Source organism: Flavobacterium sp. KS-LB2, from assembly GCF_036895565.1.
Classification (GTDB): domain Bacteria; phylum Bacteroidota; class Bacteroidia; order Flavobacteriales; family Flavobacteriaceae; genus Flavobacterium.
In genome coordinates, this window is record NZ_CP145904.1 from 2,879,285 (window position 1) to 2,902,498 (window position 23,214).

Annotated in this window: 18 protein-coding genes and 1 tRNA gene; 8 read left to right on the top strand and 11 right to left on the bottom strand. The window is 36.1% G+C overall.

The features are described from left to right. Positions 1-32 precede the first annotated feature (32 nt). Complete coding sequence (locus tag V5J73_RS12410; protein ID WP_338646271.1) at positions 33-1,172, bottom strand: acyl-CoA dehydrogenase family protein; 1,140 nt, start codon at positions 1,170-1,172, stop codon at positions 33-35. 88 nt (positions 1,173-1,260) lie between these two features. On the opposite strand from V5J73_RS12410, the gene V5J73_RS12415 reads away from it, so the two are divergent. The 7 genes from V5J73_RS12415 to V5J73_RS12445 all read left to right on the top strand — a co-directional run bounded on the left by V5J73_RS12415 (position 1,261) and on the right by V5J73_RS12445 (position 7,202). Then, positions 1,261-2,331 carry an anhydro-N-acetylmuramic acid kinase gene (locus V5J73_RS12415; protein WP_338646272.1) on the top strand — a complete coding sequence of 357 codons (1,071 nt, stop codon included), beginning with the start codon at positions 1,261-1,263 and terminating at the stop codon, positions 2,329-2,331. Between the two features lie 68 nt (positions 2,332-2,399). Next, positions 2,400-3,626, top strand: coding sequence for a Glu/Leu/Phe/Val dehydrogenase dimerization domain-containing protein (locus V5J73_RS12420; RefSeq protein ID WP_338646273.1), 1,227 nt, complete (start codon positions 2,400-2,402; stop codon positions 3,624-3,626). Positions 3,627-3,835: 209 nt separating this feature from the next. Beyond that, positions 3,836-4,540, top strand: a complete 705-nt coding sequence (locus tag V5J73_RS12425; protein WP_338646274.1) for a MotA/TolQ/ExbB proton channel family protein — start codon at positions 3,836-3,838, stop codon at positions 4,538-4,540. A 2-nt stretch (positions 4,541-4,542) separates the two neighbouring features. Beyond that, entirely contained in the window at positions 4,543-4,935 is a 393-nt protein-coding gene (locus V5J73_RS12430) for an ExbD/TolR family protein (RefSeq protein ID WP_132067464.1), read from the top strand. Positions 4,936-4,963: 28 nt separating this feature from the next. Then, a complete protein-coding gene (locus V5J73_RS12435; protein WP_338646275.1) occupies positions 4,964-5,761 on the top strand; it encodes an energy transducer TonB in 798 nt (265 codons plus the stop codon). A 59-nt stretch (positions 5,762-5,820) separates the two neighbouring features. After that, the gene (locus V5J73_RS12440) at positions 5,821-7,041 is read left to right on the top strand and encodes a bifunctional folylpolyglutamate synthase/dihydrofolate synthase (RefSeq protein ID WP_338646276.1); all 1,221 of its coding nucleotides are present in this window, start codon (positions 5,821-5,823) and stop codon (positions 7,039-7,041) included. Positions 7,042-7,127: 86 nt separating this feature from the next. After that, a tRNA-Val gene (locus tag V5J73_RS12445) sits at positions 7,128-7,202 on the top strand. Between the two features lie 39 nt (positions 7,203-7,241). On the opposite strand, the gene V5J73_RS12450 is transcribed toward V5J73_RS12445, so the two are convergent. After that, positions 7,242-8,693 (bottom strand): FAD-dependent oxidoreductase, encoded by a 1,452-nt coding sequence (locus tag V5J73_RS12450; protein WP_338646277.1) that lies wholly within the window; start codon positions 8,691-8,693, stop codon positions 7,242-7,244. Positions 8,694-9,088: 395 nt separating this feature from the next. Further along, positions 9,089-9,844 (bottom strand): NUDIX hydrolase, encoded by a 756-nt coding sequence (locus tag V5J73_RS12455; protein WP_338646278.1) that lies wholly within the window; start codon positions 9,842-9,844, stop codon positions 9,089-9,091. 323 nt (positions 9,845-10,167) lie between these two features. Between V5J73_RS12455 and V5J73_RS12460 the strand changes: the two genes are divergently transcribed. Beyond that, entirely contained in the window at positions 10,168-12,498 is a 2,331-nt protein-coding gene (locus V5J73_RS12460) for a beta-glucosidase family protein (protein ID WP_338646279.1), read from the top strand. Between the two features lie 287 nt (positions 12,499-12,785). On the opposite strand, the gene V5J73_RS12465 is transcribed toward V5J73_RS12460, so the two are convergent. The 8 genes from V5J73_RS12465 to V5J73_RS12500 form a co-directional block, all read right to left on the bottom strand. Further along, positions 12,786-14,522 (bottom strand): cellulase family glycosylhydrolase, encoded by a 1,737-nt coding sequence (locus V5J73_RS12465; protein ID WP_338646280.1) that lies wholly within the window; start codon positions 14,520-14,522, stop codon positions 12,786-12,788. Between the two features lie 28 nt (positions 14,523-14,550). Further along, a complete protein-coding gene (locus tag V5J73_RS12470) occupies positions 14,551-16,008 on the bottom strand; it encodes a glycoside hydrolase family 30 protein (protein ID WP_338646281.1) in 1,458 nt (485 codons plus the stop codon). Between the two features lie 20 nt (positions 16,009-16,028). Continuing rightward, positions 16,029-17,492 (bottom strand): glycoside hydrolase family 30 protein, encoded by a 1,464-nt coding sequence (locus V5J73_RS12475; protein ID WP_338646283.1) that lies wholly within the window; start codon positions 17,490-17,492, stop codon positions 16,029-16,031. Between the two features lie 3 nt (positions 17,493-17,495). After that, on the bottom strand, positions 17,496-18,296 hold the full coding sequence (locus V5J73_RS12480; RefSeq protein ID WP_445236425.1) for an endonuclease/exonuclease/phosphatase family protein: 801 nt from the start codon (positions 18,294-18,296) through the stop codon (positions 17,496-17,498). A gap of 160 nt (positions 18,297-18,456) precedes the next feature. Then, on the bottom strand, positions 18,457-19,512 hold the full coding sequence (locus V5J73_RS12485) for a family 16 glycosylhydrolase (RefSeq protein ID WP_338646285.1): 1,056 nt from the start codon (positions 19,510-19,512) through the stop codon (positions 18,457-18,459). A gap of 103 nt (positions 19,513-19,615) precedes the next feature. Beyond that, a complete protein-coding gene (locus tag V5J73_RS12490) occupies positions 19,616-20,572 on the bottom strand; it encodes a hypothetical protein (protein ID WP_338646286.1) in 957 nt (318 codons plus the stop codon). Between the two features lie 7 nt (positions 20,573-20,579). After that, entirely contained in the window at positions 20,580-21,677 is a 1,098-nt protein-coding gene (locus tag V5J73_RS12495; protein WP_338646287.1) for a hypothetical protein, read from the bottom strand. A 15-nt stretch (positions 21,678-21,692) separates the two neighbouring features. Then, on the bottom strand, positions 21,693-23,201 hold the full coding sequence (locus tag V5J73_RS12500; RefSeq protein WP_338646289.1) for a RagB/SusD family nutrient uptake outer membrane protein: 1,509 nt from the start codon (positions 23,199-23,201) through the stop codon (positions 21,693-21,695). Positions 23,202-23,214: the final 13 nt, after the last annotated feature.

Here is a 23,214-nt window from a genome sequence, read left to right on the forward strand (position 1 = left end):
GAAAAGGGTTTGTACAAGCTATTTTATATGCTTTAAGAAACTAATCCTCTTGAAATTACAATTCTTTGGATCTCAGACGTTCCTTCATAAATCTGTGTAATTTTAGAATCACGCATCATACGTTCTACATGGTATTCAGCAACATAACCGTTTCCACCGTGTATCTGAACGGCTTCATTTGCCACTTCTAAAGCTATTTCTGAAGCGTATAATTTTGCCATAGCACCAGAATGCGCAATATCCTTACCTTCATCTTTTTCGCAAGCCGCTTTCATCACCAATAATTTTGCTGCAGTTACTTTCACATACATATCAGCCAATTTGAAAGCAATAGCTTGATGATTAAAAATTTCTTTCCCAAAAGCTTTTCTTTCATGAGAATATTTCAACGCAATTTCATAAGCACCAGTTGCAATTCCTAAAGCCTGTGATGCAATTCCTATTCTACCGCCGTTTAAAACATTCATAGCAAAAGCAAATCCAAATCCGTCTTCACCTATTCTATTTTCTTTTGGAACCTTAACATCACTAAACATTAAAGAATGCGTATCAGATCCTCTAATCCCCATTTTTTTTTCCTTTGGACCTATATCAAAACCAGCCCAACCTTTTTCTACAATAAAGGCATTGATTCCTTTATGTCCTTTTTCTATATCAGTTTGTGCAATTACAATATAAGTAGATGCTGTAGAACCATTTGTTATCCAGTTTTTTGTTCCATTTAACAAATAATAATCTCCTTTATCAATTGCTGTCGTTTTTTGCGAAGTTGCATCAGATCCCGCTTCAGGCTCTGACAAACAAAAAGCACCAATAACATCTCCTTTTGCAAGCGGCACTAAGTATTTCATTTTTTGCTCTTCATTGCAATATTTTTCAAGACCCGCACACACTAAAGAATTGTTTACTGACATAATTACAGCAGCCGAAGCATCAACTTTTGCGATTTCCGTCATTGCCAAAACATAAGAGATACTGTCTAAACCAGACCCGCCATATTTAGGATCTACCATCATTCCCATAAAACCTAAATCGGCCATCATTTTCACCTGCTCAGTAGGAAATTTTGAATGTTCATCGCGTTCAATGACACCCGGTAATAATTCTGCTACAGCAAAATCTTTAGCGGCTTGTTGAATCATTAAATGCTCTTCGGTTAGATTAAAATCCATATTTTTATTGTAAATTAAATGTTCTTAAATTTGTCGTCAAAAGTAATTATTAAATATCAGATTTCAAACGATTTCGTAAATTTAGCCAATGTTTAAAGAAAAGTATACTATTATAGGAGTCATGTCTGGAACTTCGTTAGACGGCGTAGATTTGGCACACATTGTTTTTACAGTAAAAAACAACAAATGGGAATTTGAAATTCTGGAATCTGAAACTATCGCTTACCCAAATGATTGGTTAAACAAATTAAAAATTGCAGTCGGTTTTTCTAAGACTCAACTCGAAAAACTAAATCAAGACTACACCCAACTTCTAGCTACCATTATTTCGGATTTTGTCAAAAAATACGACATAAAAAACCTTGACGCTATTTCGTCACACGGACACACTATTCTTCACCAACCACAAAATGGCTTTACATTGCAAATTGGCAATTTACCGGAAATAGCTACTCTACTCAACCAAACTGTTATTTGTGATTTCAGAGTTCAAGACGTGCAACTTGGCGGACAAGGCGCACCTTTGGTTCCTATTGGTGACCGAATTTTATTTTCTGAATACGACTACTGCATAAATTTAGGTGGTTTTTCGAATGTATCCTTTGAACAAAATAACGAAAGAATCGCCTTTGATATCTCGCCTCTAAATACCGTTTTAAATTTTTACGCCAATCAATTGGGATTGGATTATGATGACAAAGGCCTTATTTCAAAAACTGGTAATTGTAACGAAGAATTATTAAAGGAATTAAATGCTTTAGATTTCTACCAAAAAAAACATCCTAAATCGTTGGGTTTCGAATTTGTAAAAGAAACGATTTTGCCACTTATCGAAAGCCATACCATTCCCCTTGAAGACAAATTGCACACTTTCACGGAACATGTGGCGTTGCAAATTGCTTTGGCTTTGCCTAATAAAAACGGAAGCCTTTTTATAACTGGCGGCGGCGCTTACAATGATTTTCTCATCGAGAGAATTCAGTACTATTTACCCGAAATGAAAATTATAATTCCGTCTCCAAAGATTCTGGAATTCAAAGAAGCGTTAATTTTTGCACTACTCGGAGTTTTAAAATTGCGCGGAGAAATCAATGTTTTAAGTAGCGTTACAGGCGCAAAAACAGATCACAGTTCTGGAAAAATTTATTCACCAAAATAAAATTAAAAATACATATTTCACATTATTCTATTTTTTTATATTTGCCAAAATTAAACATATCGCAACAAATGAAAGATTTATTAAAGAAATTCGAAAATAAAGAACCTGAGATAGTTTTCCATTGGAAAGATGCTGAAACGGAAGCTGAAGGATGGACAGTCATCAATTCGCTGCGTGGTGGTGCTGCCGGTGGTGGAACTCGAATGAGAAAAGGGTTGGATATGAATGAAGTTTTGTCTTTGGCAAAAACCATGGAAGTGAAATTTTCGGTTTCTGGACCTGCTATTGGCGGTGCTAAATCTGGAATTAATTTTGATCCAAATGATCCAAGAAAAAAAGGCGTTTTACAACGTTGGTATAAAGCCGTTTCTCCATTATTGAAAAGTTACTACGGAACGGGTGGCGATTTGAATGTAGATGAAATTCACGAAGTAATTCCAATGACGGAAGAATGTGGTGTTTGGCATCCGCAAGAAGGAGTTTTCAATGGTCACTTTAAACCAACCGAAGCAGATAAAATCAATAGAATTGGACAATTGCGTCAAGGTGTGGTAAAAGTGATAGAAAATCCAAAATTCTCACCAGATGTTTCTAAAAAATATACTGTAGCTGATATGATTACCGGTTATGGCGTTGCTGAAGCCGTTCGCAATTATTATACAATTTATGGTGGTGATGTAAAAGGAAAGAAAGCAATCGTACAAGGTTTTGGAAATGTAGGTTCTGCTGCTGCTTTTTATTTAGCCGAAATGGGTGCGAAAGTCATTGGTATTATCGACAGAGATGGTGGATTAATCAACGAAGAAGGATTCACTTTTGAAGAAATAAGAGCTTTATTTCTTGCCAAAGACGGGAACAAACTAGTTGCCGAAAACATGATTCCTTTTGAAGAAATCAATCAAAAAATATGGACCATTGGTGCCGAAATATTCACTCCATGTGCCGCTTCAAGATTGGTAACTCAATCTCAAATTGACAGTTTAATTGCTAACGGTCTTGAGGTAATTTCTTGTGGCGCAAATGTACCTTTTGCTGATAAAGAAATCTTTTTCGGTCCAATTATGGAAGATGTAGATCATAAAGTGAGTTTGATTCCTGACTTTATTTCTAATTGTGGAATGGCAAGAGTTTTTGCTTACTTCATGGAAAAGAAAGTACAAATGACCGATGAAGCTATCTTTCAAGACACTTCAGAAATTATCAAAAAAGCAATTGAAAAAGCACATGCTTTAAATCCAAGTAAAACAAATATTAGTGCCACTGCTTTTGAAATCGCATTGAAGCAGTTAACATAGATTTACTTGTTTTTAAAAACAATTTTATAATTTACAATTCTATTCTGAAAAGTCAGTTTAACGCATTATGTCCCTAACAAATGTATTAAACTGACTTTTTCAATATTTTATAATAACGCCCTACACAAAACCTAATCTATTGCATATTTTAATCTAAGAAATAGCAATTTTTATAATATATTAGCGTTTCATTACCAAAGAAAAATTATATGAGCATATTGTTACAAGCAGACACCCTATCTGTTGCAAGTGAAAATTTAGCGGAAGCTGTTCCTGTTGAGAAAACGTTATCAATTATGGAACTATTAACTAGCGGAGGATTAGCCGGTCAGATCATAATGATCTCCTTATTTCTGATGTTTTTTATTGCTTTATACCTCTATTTTGAACGTTTAATGGCCATCAACGCAGCCTCGAAAGTAGACACGAACTTCATGGGTCAAATCAAGGAAAACATTAAAAACGGCCGCATTGATAACGCTAAAATTATTTGTGCGCACTATAAATCGCCTGTTGCACGACTAATCGAGAAAGGAATTTCACGAATAGGAAAACCACTTGACGATATCAACACAGCTATTGAAAATGCTGGAAAATTAGAAATTTACAAACTAGAGAAAAACGTAAGCATGCTTGCTACTATTTCGGGAGCAGGTCCTATGACTGGTTTTTTAGGAACGGTTGTGGGAATGATTCAGGCATTCCATAAAATGGCTAGCTCTGGCGGTCAAATCGAAGTGGGTGCTCTTTCAGAAGGAATTTATACTGCCATGACAACAACTGTTGTTGGTCTGGTTGTTGGTATTATTGCATACGTAGGTTACAATCACCTAGTAGTAAAAACTGACAAGATAGTTCATCAAATGGAAGCCAATGCGGTTGACTTCTTAGACTTATTAAACGATCCAGCATAATCATGAATTTAAGAGGAAGAAATAAAGTTAGCGCTGAATTCAATATGTCATCCATGACTGATATTGTTTTTTTATTACTGATATTCTTTATGCTGACGTCAACAATGGTTACCACTAATGCCTTGGATTTGGTATTGCCAAAAGCAAAAGGAAAAACAGACAGTAATAAAAATATCTCCGTAAGCATCAATAAAAAATTAGAGTTTTTTATTGATAAAGAACCCGTTTTAGAAACTGAATTGGAATCTAAATTGCTATCCCTATTTACCGCTGACAAAGAAAAAGCTATAGTTTTGAGAGCCGAAGAAGGTGTACCAATTGAGAAAGCTGTGAGTGTTTTAGATATCGCAAATCGAAACCAAATCAAAGTAGTTTTAGCAGTAAGACCTAAATAATTTTAGTGCGTTTAAAGATTTATTCTAAATGAAATACATAGAAACAGAAGAAGAAAAAAAATCATTTGCAATCACATCAATTATTTTTGTGATTCTATTTATTTTGTTCTTTTATTTAGGATTGACTTCTCTAGATCCTCCTCCTGAAAATGGAATAGCAATCAACTTTGGAACTACTGAATTTGGATCAGGAGACATACAACCTACCGAAGCCATACAATCAGCTCCTAAAACGACTGCAGCACAGGAAACTGCCTCAAGCAATGACGAGGTTTTATCACAAGATATTGAAGAGGCAGTGGTTATAAAAGAAACTAAGAAAATCCAACCTAATAAGGAAACCGCCAAAGAAATTGTTAAACCTAAGCCCAAAGAAAATCCAAAACCTTCACAAAGTACTTCTGACGCATTGTCAAGCATCCTAAACGGACCCAAATCAGATGGAAAAGCTCAAGGAGGCCAAGGCAATGACAATACAGCTGGAGACAAAGGAAGTCCAAATGGTAATCCTTACGCTAACAGTTATTATGGTTCAGGAAGTGGAAGCGGCAACGGAAGTGGCTGGGGACTTAATGGCAGAAGCATCAGCTCCAGAGGAAAAGAAGTGCAAAAATGCAATGAATTTGGCACTGTAGTCGTTCAAATTACAGTAAATAGAAACGGGAACGTAATTGCCGCCAAATATACTAAAGGCACAACAAACACTAATCCTTGCCTAGTAGAACCCGCTTTGGCTACAGCCCGAAAATACAAATGGCAAGCAGATCCAAAAGCACCCGAAACTCAAGTTGGCTTTATCACCGTTAACTTTAAACTAAGTGAATAATCCGTAGCAAAAACATTAAAAACTCAAGTATCTTTGAGTTTTTATTATTTAAAGACCACATGAACTATCAGGAAACCATAAATTGGATGTTCAATCAACTCCCAATGTACCAACTTCAGGGCGCTTCGGCCTATAAAAAAGATTTGACCAATACTCATTTACTCCTAGCACATCTTGAGAATCCACAAGAAAAATTAAAGTGCATTCATGTTGCCGGAACTAACGGGAAAGGTTCTACGTCGCATATGTTGGCATCGATTCTTCAAGAAGCTGGTTATAAAGTTGGATTGTACACTTCTCCTCATTTAAAGGATTTCCGGGAACGTATAAAAATTAACGGAAAGGACATATCTGAAGAATTTATTACTGATTTTATAAATGAACACAAAAGTTTTTTTGAGTCCAATGACATGAGTTTTTTTGAAATGACCGTTGGACTTGCCTTCGATTATTTTGCTAAAGAAAAAGTAGACATAGCCGTTATTGAAGTGGGAATGGGCGGAAGATTAGATGCGACCAACATCATCACTCCATTAGTTTCGGTGATTACCAATATAGGATTAGATCACACACAATTTTTGGGCAACACCCTTCAATCAATCTCTTTTGAAAAAGCGGGGATCATAAAGCCCAACATTCCTGTAATAATAGGAGAATATACTTCTGAAACAAAACCTGTTTTTTTGGCTAAAGCCAAAGAATGCAATTCGGAAATTTATTTTGCTGCTGATTTAGTTTCAGAAACCTATCCTTCTGATTTAATTGGCGATTATCAAATTCATAATAAAAAGACGGTACTACAAACCATTTCCGTTTTAAATAGTCCGAATGAATTTAAAATCACACCCGAAAACATAAAAGCCGGCTTGTTACATGTGGTTAAAAATACTGGACTACAAGGAAGATGGCAGCAATTAAGAGAATTCCCAAAAGTTATTTGCGATACTGCACACAATAAAAACGGACTAGAAATTGTTTTGAATCAAATTCAAAAAGAAGATTTTGACACTTTACATATTGTTTTAGGAGTTGTAAATGACAAAGATTTAGAGGAGATTTTGCCTTTATTCCCCAAAAAAGCAAATTATTATTTCTGCAAACCTAATATTCCTCGAGGTCTAGAAGTTCAGATTCTAAAAGAAAAAGCTACTAGCTTTGGCTTAAAAGGCGAAGTATACAATTCTGTTTCAGAAGCTTATCAAAAAGCACTGAAAAATGCAGGAGCAACTGACTTCATATACATTGGCGGAAGTACATTTGTGGTCGCGGAAATTTTATAATTTTTTTATTTTTTTACTTGTAAATACCAATTCTAGTTGTATATTTGCACACGCAATAACACTAACGAAAGTTACTAAATTGTTTAGGGCGATTAGCTCAGCTGGTTCAGAGCACCTCGTTTACACCGAGGGGGTCGGGGGTTCGAACCCCTCATCGCCCACAAAAAACTCCATTAGAAATAATGGAGTTTTTTTATGTCTTATTTTCTCTGTAAACAACGCCCTCTTGGCTCATCACCCTCACGTAATACAATTTCAGAATGCAGGAACTCCGCCGCTGCAGCTGAATCTTTTACTTTAACAGCACTCCGCTCTAACATTTCTGATTCAAACTCGGCTAACACACTTTCTCTTATTCCCTTTTCTCTCCATTTTGATAAAGGCCTACATCCTTTTAAGATTCCACGAGCCAACAAAAGCGCATCCAATAACGCTTGATTTGCCCCTTGTCCTTTGAATGGGCTCATTGGGTGAGCCGCATCTCCTATGAGAGTCACTTTTCTACCCTTGACCAGCAGTTCTGAATCGAGTAGTTCTCGGTCATATACGGGATAACCCGAAATTTGAGCTTCCGAAGTCGCCGCTAAAATAGCAGGAATTGGATCATGCCATTGCGTTCTCCGACATGCTTCTTCCTTAAGTGCTTCCCGTCCTTGAGCACTTAATACTTTAGCGTCTTCTTCTGACATTGGAAAACTAAGTTGCCACATCACCGAATCTGATGTATATGGCATCATATAAATTCGCTCATTACCGTTGGCGGTTTGAAATACAGTTGCCGAGTCGAGTAAAGAACTATCTCTATTTTTCAGCGCACTCAAAGGACAAATACCTAATATCACAATACAACCCAAATATCGCAAAGGACTACTTTTCTCCCCTATTAGCAACTTACGCACCGAACTACGAATGCCATCTGCTCCAACCACAAGATCTGCTTTACAATGCTTAATCTCACCATTTACTTGAAAAGACAAATCAATATCTATACCTTCCGATTCATTATAATCAACTAATTGATGGCCCCATTGTACTGCTTCATGCCCGCCGAGTTGCTCCAATAAAGCGAAACGTAACGCTTGCCGTGCAATATGTACATTTGTACGTTTCTGAAATTTTTTCTCATCTGACTGCATCCACTTTCTGACACCCCATTCCCCAATCACGTTTCCATCTGTAGTATGAACCACATGTCTTGTTGAAATCACCCCTTGTTCTAAAGAGTAAATACCCAGTCCTTCAATCGCTTTACTGGCTTGTTGCAACGTAAGCCCATACCCTTGAGATCGAGCATCAAAATTGCTATCGCGCTCATAAAGGGTGAAAGGAATTCCTCGGTGCAAACAAGCAACAGCTAGAGCTACTCCGCCAATACCACCGCCAATAATAGCAACGTGGGGAAAGTTTTTCCTATCTGGTTTTGGAGGATTAAATGAGTGAATCAAACCAGACCCATTACAGGTTAAGCATATATATAGGTGTCCCTTAGGTTGGACGGGAGCCACGCCTTCTCCATTATTTTTTTCAAATTGTTCGCATGCCTTCTGGTAGCTTCGTCGCGCTTTATCACTTAGCCCGCGACTTTTTTTTCCGCGTCCCTGACATTCATTACACATAGTCCAGCTTGCTTGCTCATTTTCTGCTTTTTTCACTTCCACTTTTATTTGACTTTCCTATAAGATTAAGAATAAAACTAATGCAATTGATACTGTCCTAAGAGTAAAGTATTGATTATACTTTCTTTTCTTCTAAACCATTGAATGTGAAAATTAACTATTTTTTAATTGTTCAGTGGTTTGAATACTTCCGCAAATTTAAAACAAAAGTTTAGCTAAATTACTTTAGAAATTTTGGAGAGAACTCGAAACACTAATTACCAGAATATTTTAAAGTCTGATCACATTTTTTTCTTTTGAAATGACAACCTATCATTTCTAAAATTTTGAGAAACTATATGCTTAAAGACAAAAAAACTCCATTGAATTAATGGAGTTTTTATCTTCTTACATTTTTAAAATAAGCTAAAAATATCAATAACTTTTTCTGACTACCAACCTTGTGTCAATCCATTCTTGACGACTTCTTCGTATTTTTCCTTGTCAAAACGATATAAATTAGGCGCTTTATGTGCTACATTGCTTTTCTTCTCGTCTAATTTTATTAAAATTCCAATTGCCGTTATTTTACGTAAAAAATTTCTACGATCTAATTTTCTTCCTAGAATGGTTTCATATAACTTCTGTAACTCGGGAATAGTAAATTTTTCAGGAAGTAAATTATAACCTACAGGCATTAGATTTAACTCCATTCGAAGTGTGCCTAATGCTTTATCTAAAATTTCTTTATGGTCTAAAACCAACTCCGGTACGGCATCATGATCAATCCATTCTACAATTTCGCCTGCACCCAATGGTTGTGGGATAGTTTGTAAAAAATCAACTAACGCATAATACCCAACTGTTACAAAGCGGCTTGCAAACCATTTGCCTTCATCTAGAGGAATATCATAAAAACGTAGTACACTGTTACTCACCTCTACATCGCACCTATTTGCAGCACCAAATGTAGCAAATTGTCTCAGAAAAATTCCTTTTAGACCAGTTCTACCATGTAAAACAGTAACAGCAGCTTCATCTATACCTTCATTTATTGACACAAAACCTCCTGGCAAAGCCCATTTATCACTGTACTTTGTTTTTATCAATAACACCTTAAGCTGATTGTCATGAAATCCAAAAATCACACAATCTATCGACAAACCCGGTTGGTACGACGCCTTGTTAGCTAAAATATTTTTTAACATGTGACTCTTATTCTTGAAATTAATACACCCTTTAAAAGCCGCAATTTAGTTCATTTTTTTTTAGAAAATAAAAGAGCGCTCCATTTTGAATACTCATTATTCTTTCTTTCGGCTTAAACCAAAAAATATTTTGGTAAAGAAACAAATCCATTTGATAAGAAAACAACTATTCGTGAAAAACAGTTAAAGAAAAACATTAACGAAAAAAAAATGTGAAATTTTATATTTTATGTATTGTGCTTCAAAAAAATATGTACTTTGCGTCAAAATAACACAATAGATTGTTACAAAGATAATTACCCAAAAAACCAACTTAAAATACTATGAAAAAAATTATTTTACTACTTATTGGATTTGCATTCACGTCACAATTGCAAGCACAAGCTACAGATTATCGTGCGAAAGCCAAAAAATTAGTTTCCCAAATGACATTAGAAGAAAAAGCTTCTTTATGTTCAGGAGAAACAGCTTGGTCCACAAAAGCCATTTCTAGACTTGGCATTCCTTCGATTTTTATGACTGATGGACCTCATGGCCTGCGCAAAGCCGAAGGTTTTGACTTCACTAATAGTGTGCCTTCTACTTGTTTTCCAACGGCATCTGCTTTAGCTTCGTCTTGGAATACTGCTTTGGCTCAAAAAATGGGAGAAGCTTTAGGAATCGAAGCTCAAGCCAGTGACGTTCAAATATTATTAGGACCCGGAGTCAATATGAAACGTTCTCCTCTTGGCGGAAGAAACTTTGAATATTTTTCTGAGGATCCCGTTTTAGCCGGAAAAATAGCGGTTGGTTTTATAAATGGTGTTCAAAGTCAAGGCGTAGGAACTTCTATGAAACACTTTGCTGCTAACAGTCAAGAAGTAGAACGCATGTCAAACAGTTCAAATGTTGACGAACGTACCTTGAACGAAATCTATTTTCCAGCATTTGAAATGGCAGTAAAAGAAGCACAGCCTTGGACAGTAATGTGCTCTTACAATAAACTGAACGGAACCTATGCTTCTGAAAACTCTTATTTATTAAACCAAATGTTAAAGGGTAAATGGGGCTTACAAGGTTTTGTAGTTTCTGATTGGGGTGCCGTGAATGAAAGAGCTTTAGGGGTTGGTGCCGGGATGCATCTAGAAATGCCTGCAAGCGGTGGTTTGAATGATAAAAAAATTGTTGAAGCAGTTAAAAAAGGAACTTTGACAGAAGCCAGATTGGACGAAATCGTAACTGATCTACTCGCCGTTACTTTAAAAGCTAAAGACAGTCATAAAAAAGGAATTGTTGTCGACAAAGTAAAACACAATGAATTAGCCCGACAAGTAAGCGGAGAATGCATTGTTTTATTGAAAAATGACAATGCTATTTTACCACTTCAATCTACTTTAAAAAAGATTGCTGTTGTTGGTGAATTTGCTAAAACCCCGCGTTATCAAGGAGCCGGAAGTTCTCAAGTACGACCTACACAAATTCAAAATGCACTGAGTGAATTACAAAAAATAGCAAAAGGAACACAATTTTCTTTTTCAACAGGTTACAATACACTAGGTGAAACTGACGATACAAAAATTGCAGAGGCTGTTCAAAACGCAAAAAACTCTGAATTAGTACTTGTTTTTGCAGGTTTACCAGACAGTTATGAGTCAGAAGGCTTTGACAGAAACAATATGGATTTGCCTGCTGGTCACAACAAATTAATTACAGAGGTAGCGAAAGTGAACAAAAACATTGTGGTAGTATTGATGAATGGCGCTGCTGTAGCTATGCCTTGGAAAAATGATGTTGCCGCAATCATAGAAGCCTACCTTGGCGGTCAAGCTGGCGGTGGAGCAATTGCTGATGTGCTAACTGGAAAAGTAAATCCTTCAGGTAAATTATCTGAAACTTTTCCTCAACGTTTGGAAGACACACCAACAGCTTTGGATTTCCCTTCAAAAGATGGAAATGCAAATTATGGTGAAGGAGTTTACATTGGGTACCGCTATTATGACAAAAAGAAAATTGAACCTAATTTTCCTTTTGGATATGGATTGAGTTATACTACATTCTCATATTCTGATATTAAAGCCAATACAACATCAGCCAAAGATTCGGATGTTATTATTATCTCTGTAAAAGTAAAAAACACAGGCAAAATTGCTGGAAAAGAAGTTGTTCAACTGTATGTTCATGAGCAAGAAAGCGAAGTATCTAGACCCGAAAATGAACTAAAACATTTTGATAAAGTATCATTATTAGCTGGAGAAGAAAAAACCGTTAGCTTTCAATTAACTTCACGCGACTTTGCTTACTTTAATTCAAAAACACATGACTGGGCAATAAAATCAGGGAAATTTGACATCCTTGTTGGAAGTTCATCTCGTGATTTACCTTTAAAACAAACTATAGATATTGCATCTACAAAAGCTGCAAAAGCAGTATTTACGCGTGAATCACTATTTAAGGAATTCAAAAAATCACCAAACAGTCAAGCGATATACGAACAACTAGTTCAAAGTTTCACTGGTACTACTAAAAAACCAGAGACGGAAGAGGAGAAAAAAGCGGCTTTATTTTTTGAAGCTATGCTATCCGATATGCCGTTAAATAAACTGATTTTATTATCAGGAGGGAAATTTACAGAGGAAAATCTTGATGGTATTTTGAAAGCTGTCAACCAAAATTAAAAATTGTTATTAATTGTTGTTAAAAAAGTATTGAAAAGAATTTAATCCAATATCGTCTATAGCGCGCTTATCACAATTAAATTCCCTCTCGTAAAATCTATGTTCCTAAATCTAATACCATAACTACAAGTTCTTTAGGAAATAGATACAGAGTCAATACTTTTTTTATCTAAAACGCAGTCAACAGTAAATTTTAAAATACTGTCGATTGCGTTTTTTTATTACTTATTGATCTTTGGTGTTAAACTAAAAAAAAATGCTTTTAAAGATTTTAGGGTTCTATTCATTTACTTGATTTTTTTAAATTCTAAAAAGTTCAAATTGAAATTCCCTTTTTCAAAATGCACTTTAATTTTATGCACACCTTGTTTTAAAATCACAGTTTTCAAAGTCACGGTTTTCCATTTATCATATCCTCCAGAAGCCGGAATTGTTATGGTTTCAGAAATTCTACTATTTTCATCTTCTAAATAAAGTTTTCCGCCAGCAACATTGCTCGCATAACGAACAGCAACATCAAAAGTAGTTTTGGATGGCACCTCAACTGTGTATTGCAACCACTCACCATCTTCAATAAAAGCTACTTGATAACCGTTCGTACTTGTGTCCTTACAAGATTCAATATCAACTCCATCATTTCGCATCATTCCGCCTTTGTTCCATTTGGTAAATTTAGTCCCGTCATAATTTGCGACATCTTTATCTAAATAAGCAAATCCGTTTTGTCCCAAATCATAATCCGTTGCAAATACTTTCCCAGGTAAAGAATGGTTTTTGTATTTTTTGGTATCGGTTGTCTGAACTTGTCTGAACATCGCATCAATCACATCGTATCTGATGGTCAGGTCTTTCATTTTGAAATTTTTGGCAGTTTGCATTAATGCTTTTTTGGCAAAATTAACCGTAGGTTTAGCGCTTTCATTATTCCAATATTTCAACAATTGATTGTATTCAGGCGTTTTTGTAACCGATGTTACGCCAGCAAGATTGTCAATTTTTTTCATAGGCCAAAAAGCCCAACCAATATTATTCGACTCAACCAGCGAGATGGCTTCTTGAAACCAAACATTGGAATTTTCTCCACTTTCACCTAACCAAATCGGTACGTTGTATTGGATTCTGTAATCCAACATTTTTTGTATCGAAGCTGTATCATTTTGATTCCAATATTTATGAAAACTCAACGCCATATTTTCATCCCAAAGCGGAAACATTCCGTTGTAATTATTTCCCCAGCAATTCCCTTCAATAAAAATCAAATGATTTTTATCAATGGCTCGAATGGCATTGGTAACTCTAACTTGTAAGGCTCTCAAAGGTGCATTTAAATTTTCATCGCAACCATTTTGATTGGTACCAGTAAAATTCCAGTTGGGTTCATTTATGATGTCGTAAGCAGCAATCCAAGGATTGTCTTTGTAACGTATGGCTAATTTTTCCCAAAGCGCCACCATTTTATCTTGATTTGCAGTACTTTCCCAAAGTGATGGTTTTGTGGGATCATAATCTGAGATATTGGCATCCTTACCTTGTCCGCCTGGTGCAGCATGCAAATCTAAAATGAGGTATATTTTATTGGCAGCGCACCATTGTAACAAATCATCGGTCATTTTGAAACCTTCCTCCAGCCAAGTATTTTGACCAGAAACCGCTTCTTGCTCAAGAGGCAACGTATATAAATTATAATGCATCGGCAAGCGAACAGAGTTGAAACCCCAAGCCGCCAATGAATCGATATCTCGCTTAGTTATTCCGTTTGCTTTGTAGGCATCATAAAATTCTTTCGTGTTTTTGGCACCAATTAAATCCGTTATTTTTTGTTTAATCACATGTTGAGGACCTGCAAACGAACCGGTTTGAAGCATATATCCTTCCTGAACCATCCATCCGCCCAATCCCAAACCGCGTAACACTATATTTTGGTTTTTTCCATCAACAATTTCTTGTCCCTTTCGATGTATAAACCCTTGTGCGAATGACGCCATCGATAAAGAAACAAAAACAAGTAAAACAATTTTTTTCATACTGTTAGTTTTTAAATAAGGCTCCGATTTAATAGACTAAAGTTTGAATGCCATGTGCAGGTATTTCGATAACCGTTTTTTCATTGGCAATAATCAAATTGTAGGTCACATTTTTTTCGCCTTGATTCATTACTATGGTAACCATTTTTCCATCTTTATTCAGGAATGAAGTACTTATCAAACTGCTTCGGCTTACTGCTGTACTGACTCTTTTAGCATCTGGTCGAATGAATTTTGAGAAATGTCCAATATAATAATATGACGGTGTATAGATTAATTCTCCCGTTTTCGTATCGGCGTGAATGGGTGCAAAACAAAAATTACCTACGTGATTTGGCCCTCCATTCTGGTCTAAAAGGATATTCCAATCCGTCCAACCTACAGTTCCGTTATTAAAATCATGAATCATATTGGTTCCATATCGTTCTCCATTTGCCCAAAATTGATATTTCTTAGCATCAAATTTTTCGACACAACCTTCCGTAAACAATAAATTTTTAGTGGGGTAGGCTTCGTTTACTTTTTGTACATTCTCAAACATAGGTGCTCCACCTGCCCAAGTTTCATACCAATGAAAACCCATTCCCCAAGCATATTTTGAGGCTTCCGGATCAGAGAAAATAACATTGGCTCTCTGGTTCATCAAATCACGATTATGATCCCAAACCACAATTTTTTTATCTCCTAAACCTTCTTTTTTCAATGTAGGACCGAGAAAGTTTTTCAAAAAATCGCGCTCGGCTTCAGCGGTATAAATGCAAGATTCCCAAGTTTGCGTGGCCATCGGCTCGTTTTGAACTGTTAATCCCCAAATTGGCATTCCTTCTTTTTCATACGCTTTGATGAATTTTGCATAATAATTGGCCCATGCTTGGCTGTACTCTGGACGTAAAGTCCCGCCTTTAAGCATGTTTCCGGTGCTCTTCATAAATGCAGGAGGACTCCAAGGCGATACATAAAGCAATAATTTCCCACCAGCTGTTTTTATGGCTTCTTTGATCATTGGTATACGATACTTTCGATCATGATCAATATTGAAGGTTTTTAAATCACTGTCTCCCTCTTCTATATAGGTATAACTTCCGCTCGAAAAATCAGAACTATGAATGGTGGTTCTCAATAACGAATACCCAATTCCTTTTTCTTTATCATAATAGGCATTCAAAAGTTCTTGCTGTTTCTCTTTGCTTAATCTTGCAAAAACCTCAGCACTGGCATCTGTTATTGCTCCGCCAATTCCCATAAAGCTTTGAAATGTTTTAGTTGGTTCCACAAAAACAGAAATCTCTGTTTCTAAAGGCTGTTTTGAACTGCTAAAACTCAATTTATCGGTTTGTGTTAATCGTAACTTTGTATTTTCTGCTGTAGTATAAACGATAATCGTTTTGTCTTTTGTAGAAAAAGAGTTGCGTTTAGCTTGACTTTTTTGCTGAGAAAAAGCAAAAAAAGACGTTACCAAAAGTACTGCTGTCGTTATTCTTTTCATGATATTATTATCTATTTTATTTACCAGATATACGTTCCTACCGAACCTGCTTCGAGGGAAGTTTTTACCCAGTTCCCATTGTATTTGATATTGAAAATTTCGGAAGTATTTCCATCATTTTCAACAATTAAAACTTTTTTCCCACTAGGCGTTTTAAAAGCCACATTGTTTAAATTTCCACTAAAGTTACTCGAAATTCTCACAGAACCGGCAGGAACAAATTTAGAAGCGTGGGCAATGATATAATATCCTACATTTCTTGTAAAACTATCACTGCTGTTAATCGTCAATGCGCCTTTACAAGTGGTGCAACCGCCCGGAGTATTTGGTCCAAAAGTAGCATTATTGGCTAAGTTCCATTCTAATGCTGTTTTACTCCAATTGCGCATCGAGCCGATGATTACATTTTTTACATGCCATTTTAAATCTCCGTCAAAACTTCCTGTAGAAGACGTGTATTGCTCTGTAAAATAGATGTTTTTATTAGGAAATGCATTTCGTACCGTAGACAACGCACTGATATCTCCTTCGTACAAATGAAATGCAGAACCATCAACATAAGGATTTGCTCCTGGATCATTCAGCACCGCAATAGGATATTCTGGTTTGTTGCAATTATGGTCGTACGCCACAATTTTAGTTGATAAATTTGCCGCTTTGAAAGCTGGACCTAAATGATTTTTTATAAAATCAGCCTGATGCAATGCAATCATCAACATACTTGGATTATTGCCCGGATGTAAGGGTTCGTTTTGAGGCGTAACAGCATCAATGGTTATTCCTTCGGCTTTCATTGTTTGAATGTATTTGACAAAATATTTTGCATAAACTGCATAATATTCCGGCTTCAAGCTTCCGCCGACAAAACCATTATTGTCTTTCATCCAAACTGGTGGCGACCATGGAGTTGCCATAATTTTAATATTTGGATTGATTGCCACAATTTCTTTTAGCATTGGAATTAAATCCGTTTTATCTGGTGCCAAACTAAAATTGCCCAGATTCATATCCGTTTGTCCACTTGGTAAATCGTCATACGTAAATGGCGCGGCATTCAAATCGGATGCACCAATGCTAATTCTCAAGTAGCTTATTGCAATGGAATTAGGATCAGAACCAAACAATTCTTTTAATAATTCTTGTCGCTTTTGAGTATTTAATTGATTGATAACCTGAGCACTTCCTCCCGTTAAAGTATATCCAAAACCATCGATTGTTTGAAACACTTTAGCATCATCGACCTCAATATTAGCATAGGTATTATAGGTTGTGCCAAATGCTAAAACTGATGTTTGCTTTTGAAGTGTGACGCTTTGATTGCCTTTTGTCAACCAAAAATCCATTTCATTTGTCACTGCCACTGGCGGAGTTGGTGCAGGTGCTGGAGCCGGATCAACAGTATCTCCAGACGGAGAACATTTTGACATCAGCAGCGTAAAAGTTAATACAGCTAAAAATTTCATAGTGTTTTTTATAGTGTTCATATTTTATTTAAAGTTTATTTCAACATAAACCGGCAAATGATCAGATGGATATTTCAAGTCTTTTGAATCGCTCAAAACGGCATATTTTTTTACTTTCAAAATACTATTCTTCGAAATAAAAATGTAATCGATCAATTTAGTTACAGGTTCGTTGTGTTTAAAATTATTAAATGTTCCATAAGGCCCGAAAGGTTTCTCTTTCGAAACTTCTCTAGTATCATCCATTGCTTTTTTAAGCATTATTATTCTGTCCTCTTTAGGTTCTGAGTTTAAATCACCCATAAGAATTACAGGATAATTTTTAGTGTTTAGTTCCTTAATTTTCGAAAGAATTAATTGAATTCCTCTGGTTCTGGCTTCTTCGCCAATGTGATCCAAGTGTGTATTAAAAACCCAAAAGAGTTGTTTTGTTTTTGAATCTTTGAACAGCGCATACGTACAAACTCTATTGTAAGCAGCGTCCCAACCTTTTGAAATTATATTCGGCGTTTCAGAAAGCCAGAACGTATTGCTTTCTTTAACTGTAAATCTTTCTTTTTTATAAAAAATATTAGACGATTCTCCTTGCCCAATTCCGTCTCTTCCGATACCTACATTATTATATTCCGGAAGGGAAGTTGCAATATCAACAACCTGATTTGGTCTTGCTTCTTGGACTCCAAAAATATCAGGATTGTAAAATTGAATTTGAGAAATAAAATAATCTTTGCGAAGACTCCAAGCATTGGCTCCGTCACTGGCAACATCTAAGCGAATATTGTATGTCATCACTTTCAATGTTTGCCCATTAGAAAAAATTCCCATTAGCAGAAAAACTCCCGAAACAATTATTTTTTTTACCTGATTCATGTATACTATTTTTTAATGAATTAATATTTGATACCAAATATAACACTTCATTAGAGCTTCTATCCAACTTACAAACAGAAGCTCCCAATGAAGACCTAACTAAACAAAAACATAATTAATTGTAAACCCTAATGTAATCGACCTCAAAAGTAGAAGCCGTAAAATTAGGGTCTATTGCTCCGCCAAAATTCCCTCCCATTGCACAATTTATGATTAAGAAAAAATTCTGATTAAAAGGAAGACTCGCCGAATTTGTAAAGGTATAAAACAACTGATTATCAACGTAAAACTTAATGGATGTTGCTGTCCAATCTATGGAAAAAACATGAAACTCAGTTGAAGCATTAGGAACCATAACCGTGCTTGTATCAGGTGTATTTCCTGAACGTCCTGGAGAATGCAAGGATCCATGAACCCTGTTTTGACTGTTTCCAACATGTTCCATAATATCTACTTCTCCACATGCAGGCCAACCAGCTGTACTTATATTGCTTCCTAACATCCATAAAGCGGACCAAGTTCCCGCGCCCAAAGCCAGTTTTGCTCTAATTTCCACTCTTCCGTATTTGAACGAAAATTTATCTTTTGAAAGAATTCGAGCCGAAGTATAATTGCTTCCGCTGAAACTTTCTTTTAAAGTTTTAATTTTTAACAAACCATCCTGAACAATTACATTTTCCGGTCTGTTCGTGTAGTATTGAGATTCATTATTTCCCCAGCCACCAGCACCTAAATCATATCCCCATTTTGAACTATCGGGAGCGCCATTGACATTAAACTCATCTGACCAAACTAAAGCAGAACCCACAAAAACCGTTACTGAAATAGTGGAAGAAACAAACTGTCCTGAATTATATGCTGACACATATATAACATAGGTATTTGTACCCGCTGTTGTATAGGTATAAGTAAAACTTCCATTTGTTAACTCTTTAGTTTCTCCATTACCAAGTAAAATTTTATAAGAAGTCGCATTAGTTGCACTGATGTTAAAATTTACTGTTCCGCTACCATCTCCGTTTGGGTTTTGTGCAGTTGCACCAGCTACTGTTGCTGAAACCGAAAGATTTGAAGGTAACATTATTGTTTCCTCTTCAGTATTAGCGTTACTAGTGCATGAGAAAAACATGAAAAAATTAGCTAAAGCAAATACAAACATATAATTCTTCATTTTTAAAAATTGAGATAACCTATTTTTCCCCATCTTTTAAATACTTTTTATCGAATAAAGCTCAGAACTGTTAAAAGTTCTGAGCCTTTTACTTCATGATTTATTAAAGTACAGGTTTTAATTTTAGGTACCAAGCATTTCCAGTCTCCGTTCCTTGAACTCGAACATATAAATAAGTTGGTGTAATAACCAAGATTTCATATTCTTTTTGAACTGCACCATATCCTATGAAAGTATCTACACCTGACAATAAAATACTCGTTTGGGTAGACGTTGAATTATCAGCATTAGTAATTACTGCCGGTGCACCAGATGATGCCGGTATAAAACTAAAAGCCGAAGTTCCCCCTCCATAATTATAACAGCCTTCATCTCCTGAACCCGGAATACCCGGAAGAGTTGTTAGTGAACCTGTTTTTGTAAATGCTCCGTCCGGAGTTGCAACTTGTAAGGAATATGTTCCCGAGGCTGCAACTTTAGCAAAAGTAAAAGTGGCTGTGTAAAAACAATTTGCAGAAGCTACTTTTTCATTAACACCACCAGCCCACCATTCTGGTCTGATCGAAGCAACATTCCAAGGACCTACACCAAGATGACCTGCTACACTTTTATCTACTACCCACGTTTTTGAAGCATCATTCGTTAATGCAGTAACAATTTCAGGAGCAACTGTAAAATCACTTCTTACGGTAACATCTTTTGTCACATTAGTAGAAGATCCGCCTTTGCCATAAGCAACAACAGTTATTCTATAGGTATTTACTCCAACCGAAGTATATTTTTTAGTCGCAATACCTGTTGGTAAATAAACTAAATCCAATGGAGTATTGGCATCATAATCAATTTTATACGAAAGAACATTGTCTCCCGTTACAGCAATTTTTACGCTTCCCGAACCATCACCGTTTGGATGCGTTGCATCTACTCCGACAACCTCAGTATTTATGACAACATTTGCTGGTGCCGATAATTCGCCCAAACTATACTCTTCTTCGTTGCAGCTAATAAATGTTAGTGCTACTATGAAAAGCCCTAAAATGTATTTGATATTTGTTTTCATATTTTTTTTAATTAGTTAATCTAATATTGTCTATATAAATTACTTCTCCTGATCCTTTTGCTGAATCATCGTATCTAAATACAAGTTGAGTAAATTTGGCATCAGCCGGAATTGCTGCAATTGTACTGAAATCAAATACTAATTCTTGCCAAGAATTGGCAACAGTATTGGCTACTTTTAAAACCGAAACACCATTAGCAGGTGTTCCGCCTACAGCCCATTCTAATTCTACATTTAGATTTTTCCCCACTTCTGTTGCATACATCAATAATTTGATTTTATTTCCAGTTGCAAAATCTATTGGAGAATCTAAAGGAGAATAGGTTCCACTCCAAGTTTCTGCTCCGGTAGTTTTTGTGTATTTCCAAACAGTCGCGCTAGTGTTTAATCCTGTTGGAAAAGGATTTGCTATTACTGCAGTTGAAATCCCACCAAAAGTTCCACCAACTCCATAATCTTGAGTCGCTAATTCATAGGTAATTGGCAACCCGTACGCATTGTAAATAATTGTTGACGTCGTTTTTTCGGTTTTGGCAGCACCACCACTTAACGCAACAACTTTTACATTATACGTTCCGGCTACTGCATAATCATGAGAAACTTCTCCATCAGTAGCTAATGGCGTTCCAACTTCATTAGGGACATCACCAAAATAAATTAAATACGATTTTGCATAATCTGCTTTTGCTTTTACTTTCAAATTGTGAATGTTTTTATTTAAAGTAACTGCTAGGTTTTCAGGTGCTCTATATACAACATCTAAGGGGAATGTTTGTTCAGTAGCTACTCCAGCAATTGAAGTTGCAGTAATTTTTACCGTATATTTTCCTTCTGGATAAACATGGGTTGTACTTGCTCCAGGAACTACTGTAACTGGCGCTACTGCCCCGTGGCCATAGTCTACTTTGAAAGAAATAGCACCATCAGCTGTTGGAGTTATGATCACTTTCCCTGAATTATCGGTACTGATATCAAATATCTTATTGAGATTTGCAGATGATTCTGTTCCTAAAAGAGCTGTGTCATCGCTAATTCCCTCTACAGTACAACTCACAGCTACAACAACTACTAGTATAAAGCTGAAAATTAATTTTATCTTTTTCATAATTTTATCTTTTAATTAATTATAGCCAGGATTTTGTTTCAATTTAGTTCCCTGAAGTTCTCGTATTGGAATAGGGAAAATTTCATCTTTACCAGCTACAAAACCTCTATTTGATAATTTAGTCGCTGCATCACCCCATCGAACAAGATCGAAAAATCGGTGTCCTTCACCAGCGAGTTCCATTCTTCTTTCATTTTTAATGGCTGCAAGTGTAACTGGAACAGAAGGCAAGCCAACTCTTGATCTAACTGCATCGAGTAATGCTTGAGCTCTTGCTCCTGAACCTAATGCTTCGGCTTCCATCAAATAAGTATCTGCTAATCTAATGATATACGAATTTTGTCTGTAATTCAATTCTGCGGCTCCACCACCAGTTCTTACATCTTCTTTTCGAGGAAGAAATTTGTTTAAGAAATATCCTGTATCTTGATATCCACCAATATAATCTGCTTTACCAGCTGCTTTCAGAGCTTTCAAATCTAATATTGTAGCACCAAATCTTGGATCTAACTTAATGGCGTCATATAAATCTTGAGTGATAACATTAAAACTCCATCCTGATGGTAAATCAGGTGCTGTAGAACCTGATGGTCTTGAATAACTTCTAGGCCCTACCATAACATTCAATGAATTCCCTTCGTCTCTACCTGAACCCCAGAATCCCCAGTCAGAATTACCAGCACTGGTGTGAGAAACTTCAATAAGTGACTCCGTATTAAACTTATTAGAAACTACCCATAAATCACTAAAATTAGTCAGCAATTTATTCCCATATTGATTTGTTCCACCTGGAGTTCCATTTACTAAGGCTAGAATAGCTGCTGCTTCGGTTTTTTTACCCTCTTGTAAATATACCTTTCCAAGCAAAGCTTGAGCGGCCCCTTTTGTAAGACGTCCAGATTCAGTATCAGCAGGAACTGATGTTGGTAAAGTAGCAATTGCATCAATCAAATCTTTCTCTATTTGAGCATAGACAGCTTCTGATGTCGCTTGTTCCACTTCATACATATTAGTAGCTGTCAAAGGATCCAATAATAATGGTACATTTTTGAACAATCTAACCAAGTTGAAATAGTACATGGCTCTCAATGCTTTTGATTCTCCACTAAATCGAGCCTTTACATCATCTGGCATAGCAACACCTGGTAATTTCAATAGTAAAGTGTTTGCTCTAAAAATTCCTTGGTAATGATCATTCCAAAAACTTCCGGGAACAATTGTACCTGTAAGTGTATGCGTGGAAAAACCCTGAATTCCTGCTCCATCTGTAGAACCACCTCCACCTGCGAAGAAGTCATCTGAACCAGCATTCATCATGCCTACCATGTTTTCAAAACCACCTGTGTTTTTTCTAATGGCATCATAAACTCCTACCAGAGCTGCAGTAGCTTGGTCTTGATTCGCATAATAATTATCCGAAAGGAATGACCCTTTTGGTGTTACATCTACAAATTCTTCAGTACAGGAACCTAAAGAAATCACAGCTGCTGCAATACATAAATATTTAAATTTTATCGTTTTCATATTTGTTGATTTT

Coding starts and splice junctions, on each gene's coding strand:
- V5J73_RS12410 (WP_338646271.1), bottom strand. CDS start 1,172: ATGGATTTTAATCTAACCGAAGAGCATTTAATGATTCAACAAGCCGCT.
- V5J73_RS12415 (WP_338646272.1), top strand. CDS start 1,261: ATGTTTAAAGAAAAGTATACTATTATAGGAGTCATGTCTGGAACTTCG.
- V5J73_RS12420 (WP_338646273.1), top strand. CDS start 2,400: ATGAAAGATTTATTAAAGAAATTCGAAAATAAAGAACCTGAGATAGTT.
- V5J73_RS12425 (WP_338646274.1), top strand. CDS start 3,836: ATGAGCATATTGTTACAAGCAGACACCCTATCTGTTGCAAGTGAAAAT.
- V5J73_RS12430 (WP_132067464.1), top strand. CDS start 4,543: ATGAATTTAAGAGGAAGAAATAAAGTTAGCGCTGAATTCAATATGTCA.
- V5J73_RS12435 (WP_338646275.1), top strand. CDS start 4,964: ATGAAATACATAGAAACAGAAGAAGAAAAAAAATCATTTGCAATCACA.
- V5J73_RS12440 (WP_338646276.1), top strand. CDS start 5,821: ATGAACTATCAGGAAACCATAAATTGGATGTTCAATCAACTCCCAATG.
- V5J73_RS12455 (WP_338646278.1), bottom strand. CDS start 9,844: ATGTTAAAAAATATTTTAGCTAACAAGGCGTCGTACCAACCGGGTTTG.
- V5J73_RS12460 (WP_338646279.1), top strand. CDS start 10,168: ATGAAAAAAATTATTTTACTACTTATTGGATTTGCATTCACGTCACAA.
- V5J73_RS12465 (WP_338646280.1), bottom strand. CDS start 14,522: ATGAAAAAAATTGTTTTACTTGTTTTTGTTTCTTTATCGATGGCGTCA.
- V5J73_RS12470 (WP_338646281.1), bottom strand. CDS start 16,008: ATGAAAAGAATAACGACAGCAGTACTTTTGGTAACGTCTTTTTTTGCT.
- V5J73_RS12475 (WP_338646283.1), bottom strand. CDS start 17,492: ATGAACACTATAAAAAACACTATGAAATTTTTAGCTGTATTAACTTTT.
- V5J73_RS12480 (WP_445236425.1), bottom strand. CDS start 18,296: ATGGGAATTTTTTCTAATGGGCAAACATTGAAAGTGATGACATACAAT.
- V5J73_RS12485 (WP_338646285.1), bottom strand. CDS start 19,512: ATGAAGAATTATATGTTTGTATTTGCTTTAGCTAATTTTTTCATGTTT.
- V5J73_RS12490 (WP_338646286.1), bottom strand. CDS start 20,572: ATGAAAACAAATATCAAATACATTTTAGGGCTTTTCATAGTAGCACTA.
- V5J73_RS12495 (WP_338646287.1), bottom strand. CDS start 21,677: ATGAAAAAGATAAAATTAATTTTCAGCTTTATACTAGTAGTTGTTGTA.
- V5J73_RS12500 (WP_338646289.1), bottom strand. CDS start 23,201: ATGAAAACGATAAAATTTAAATATTTATGTATTGCAGCAGCTGTGATT.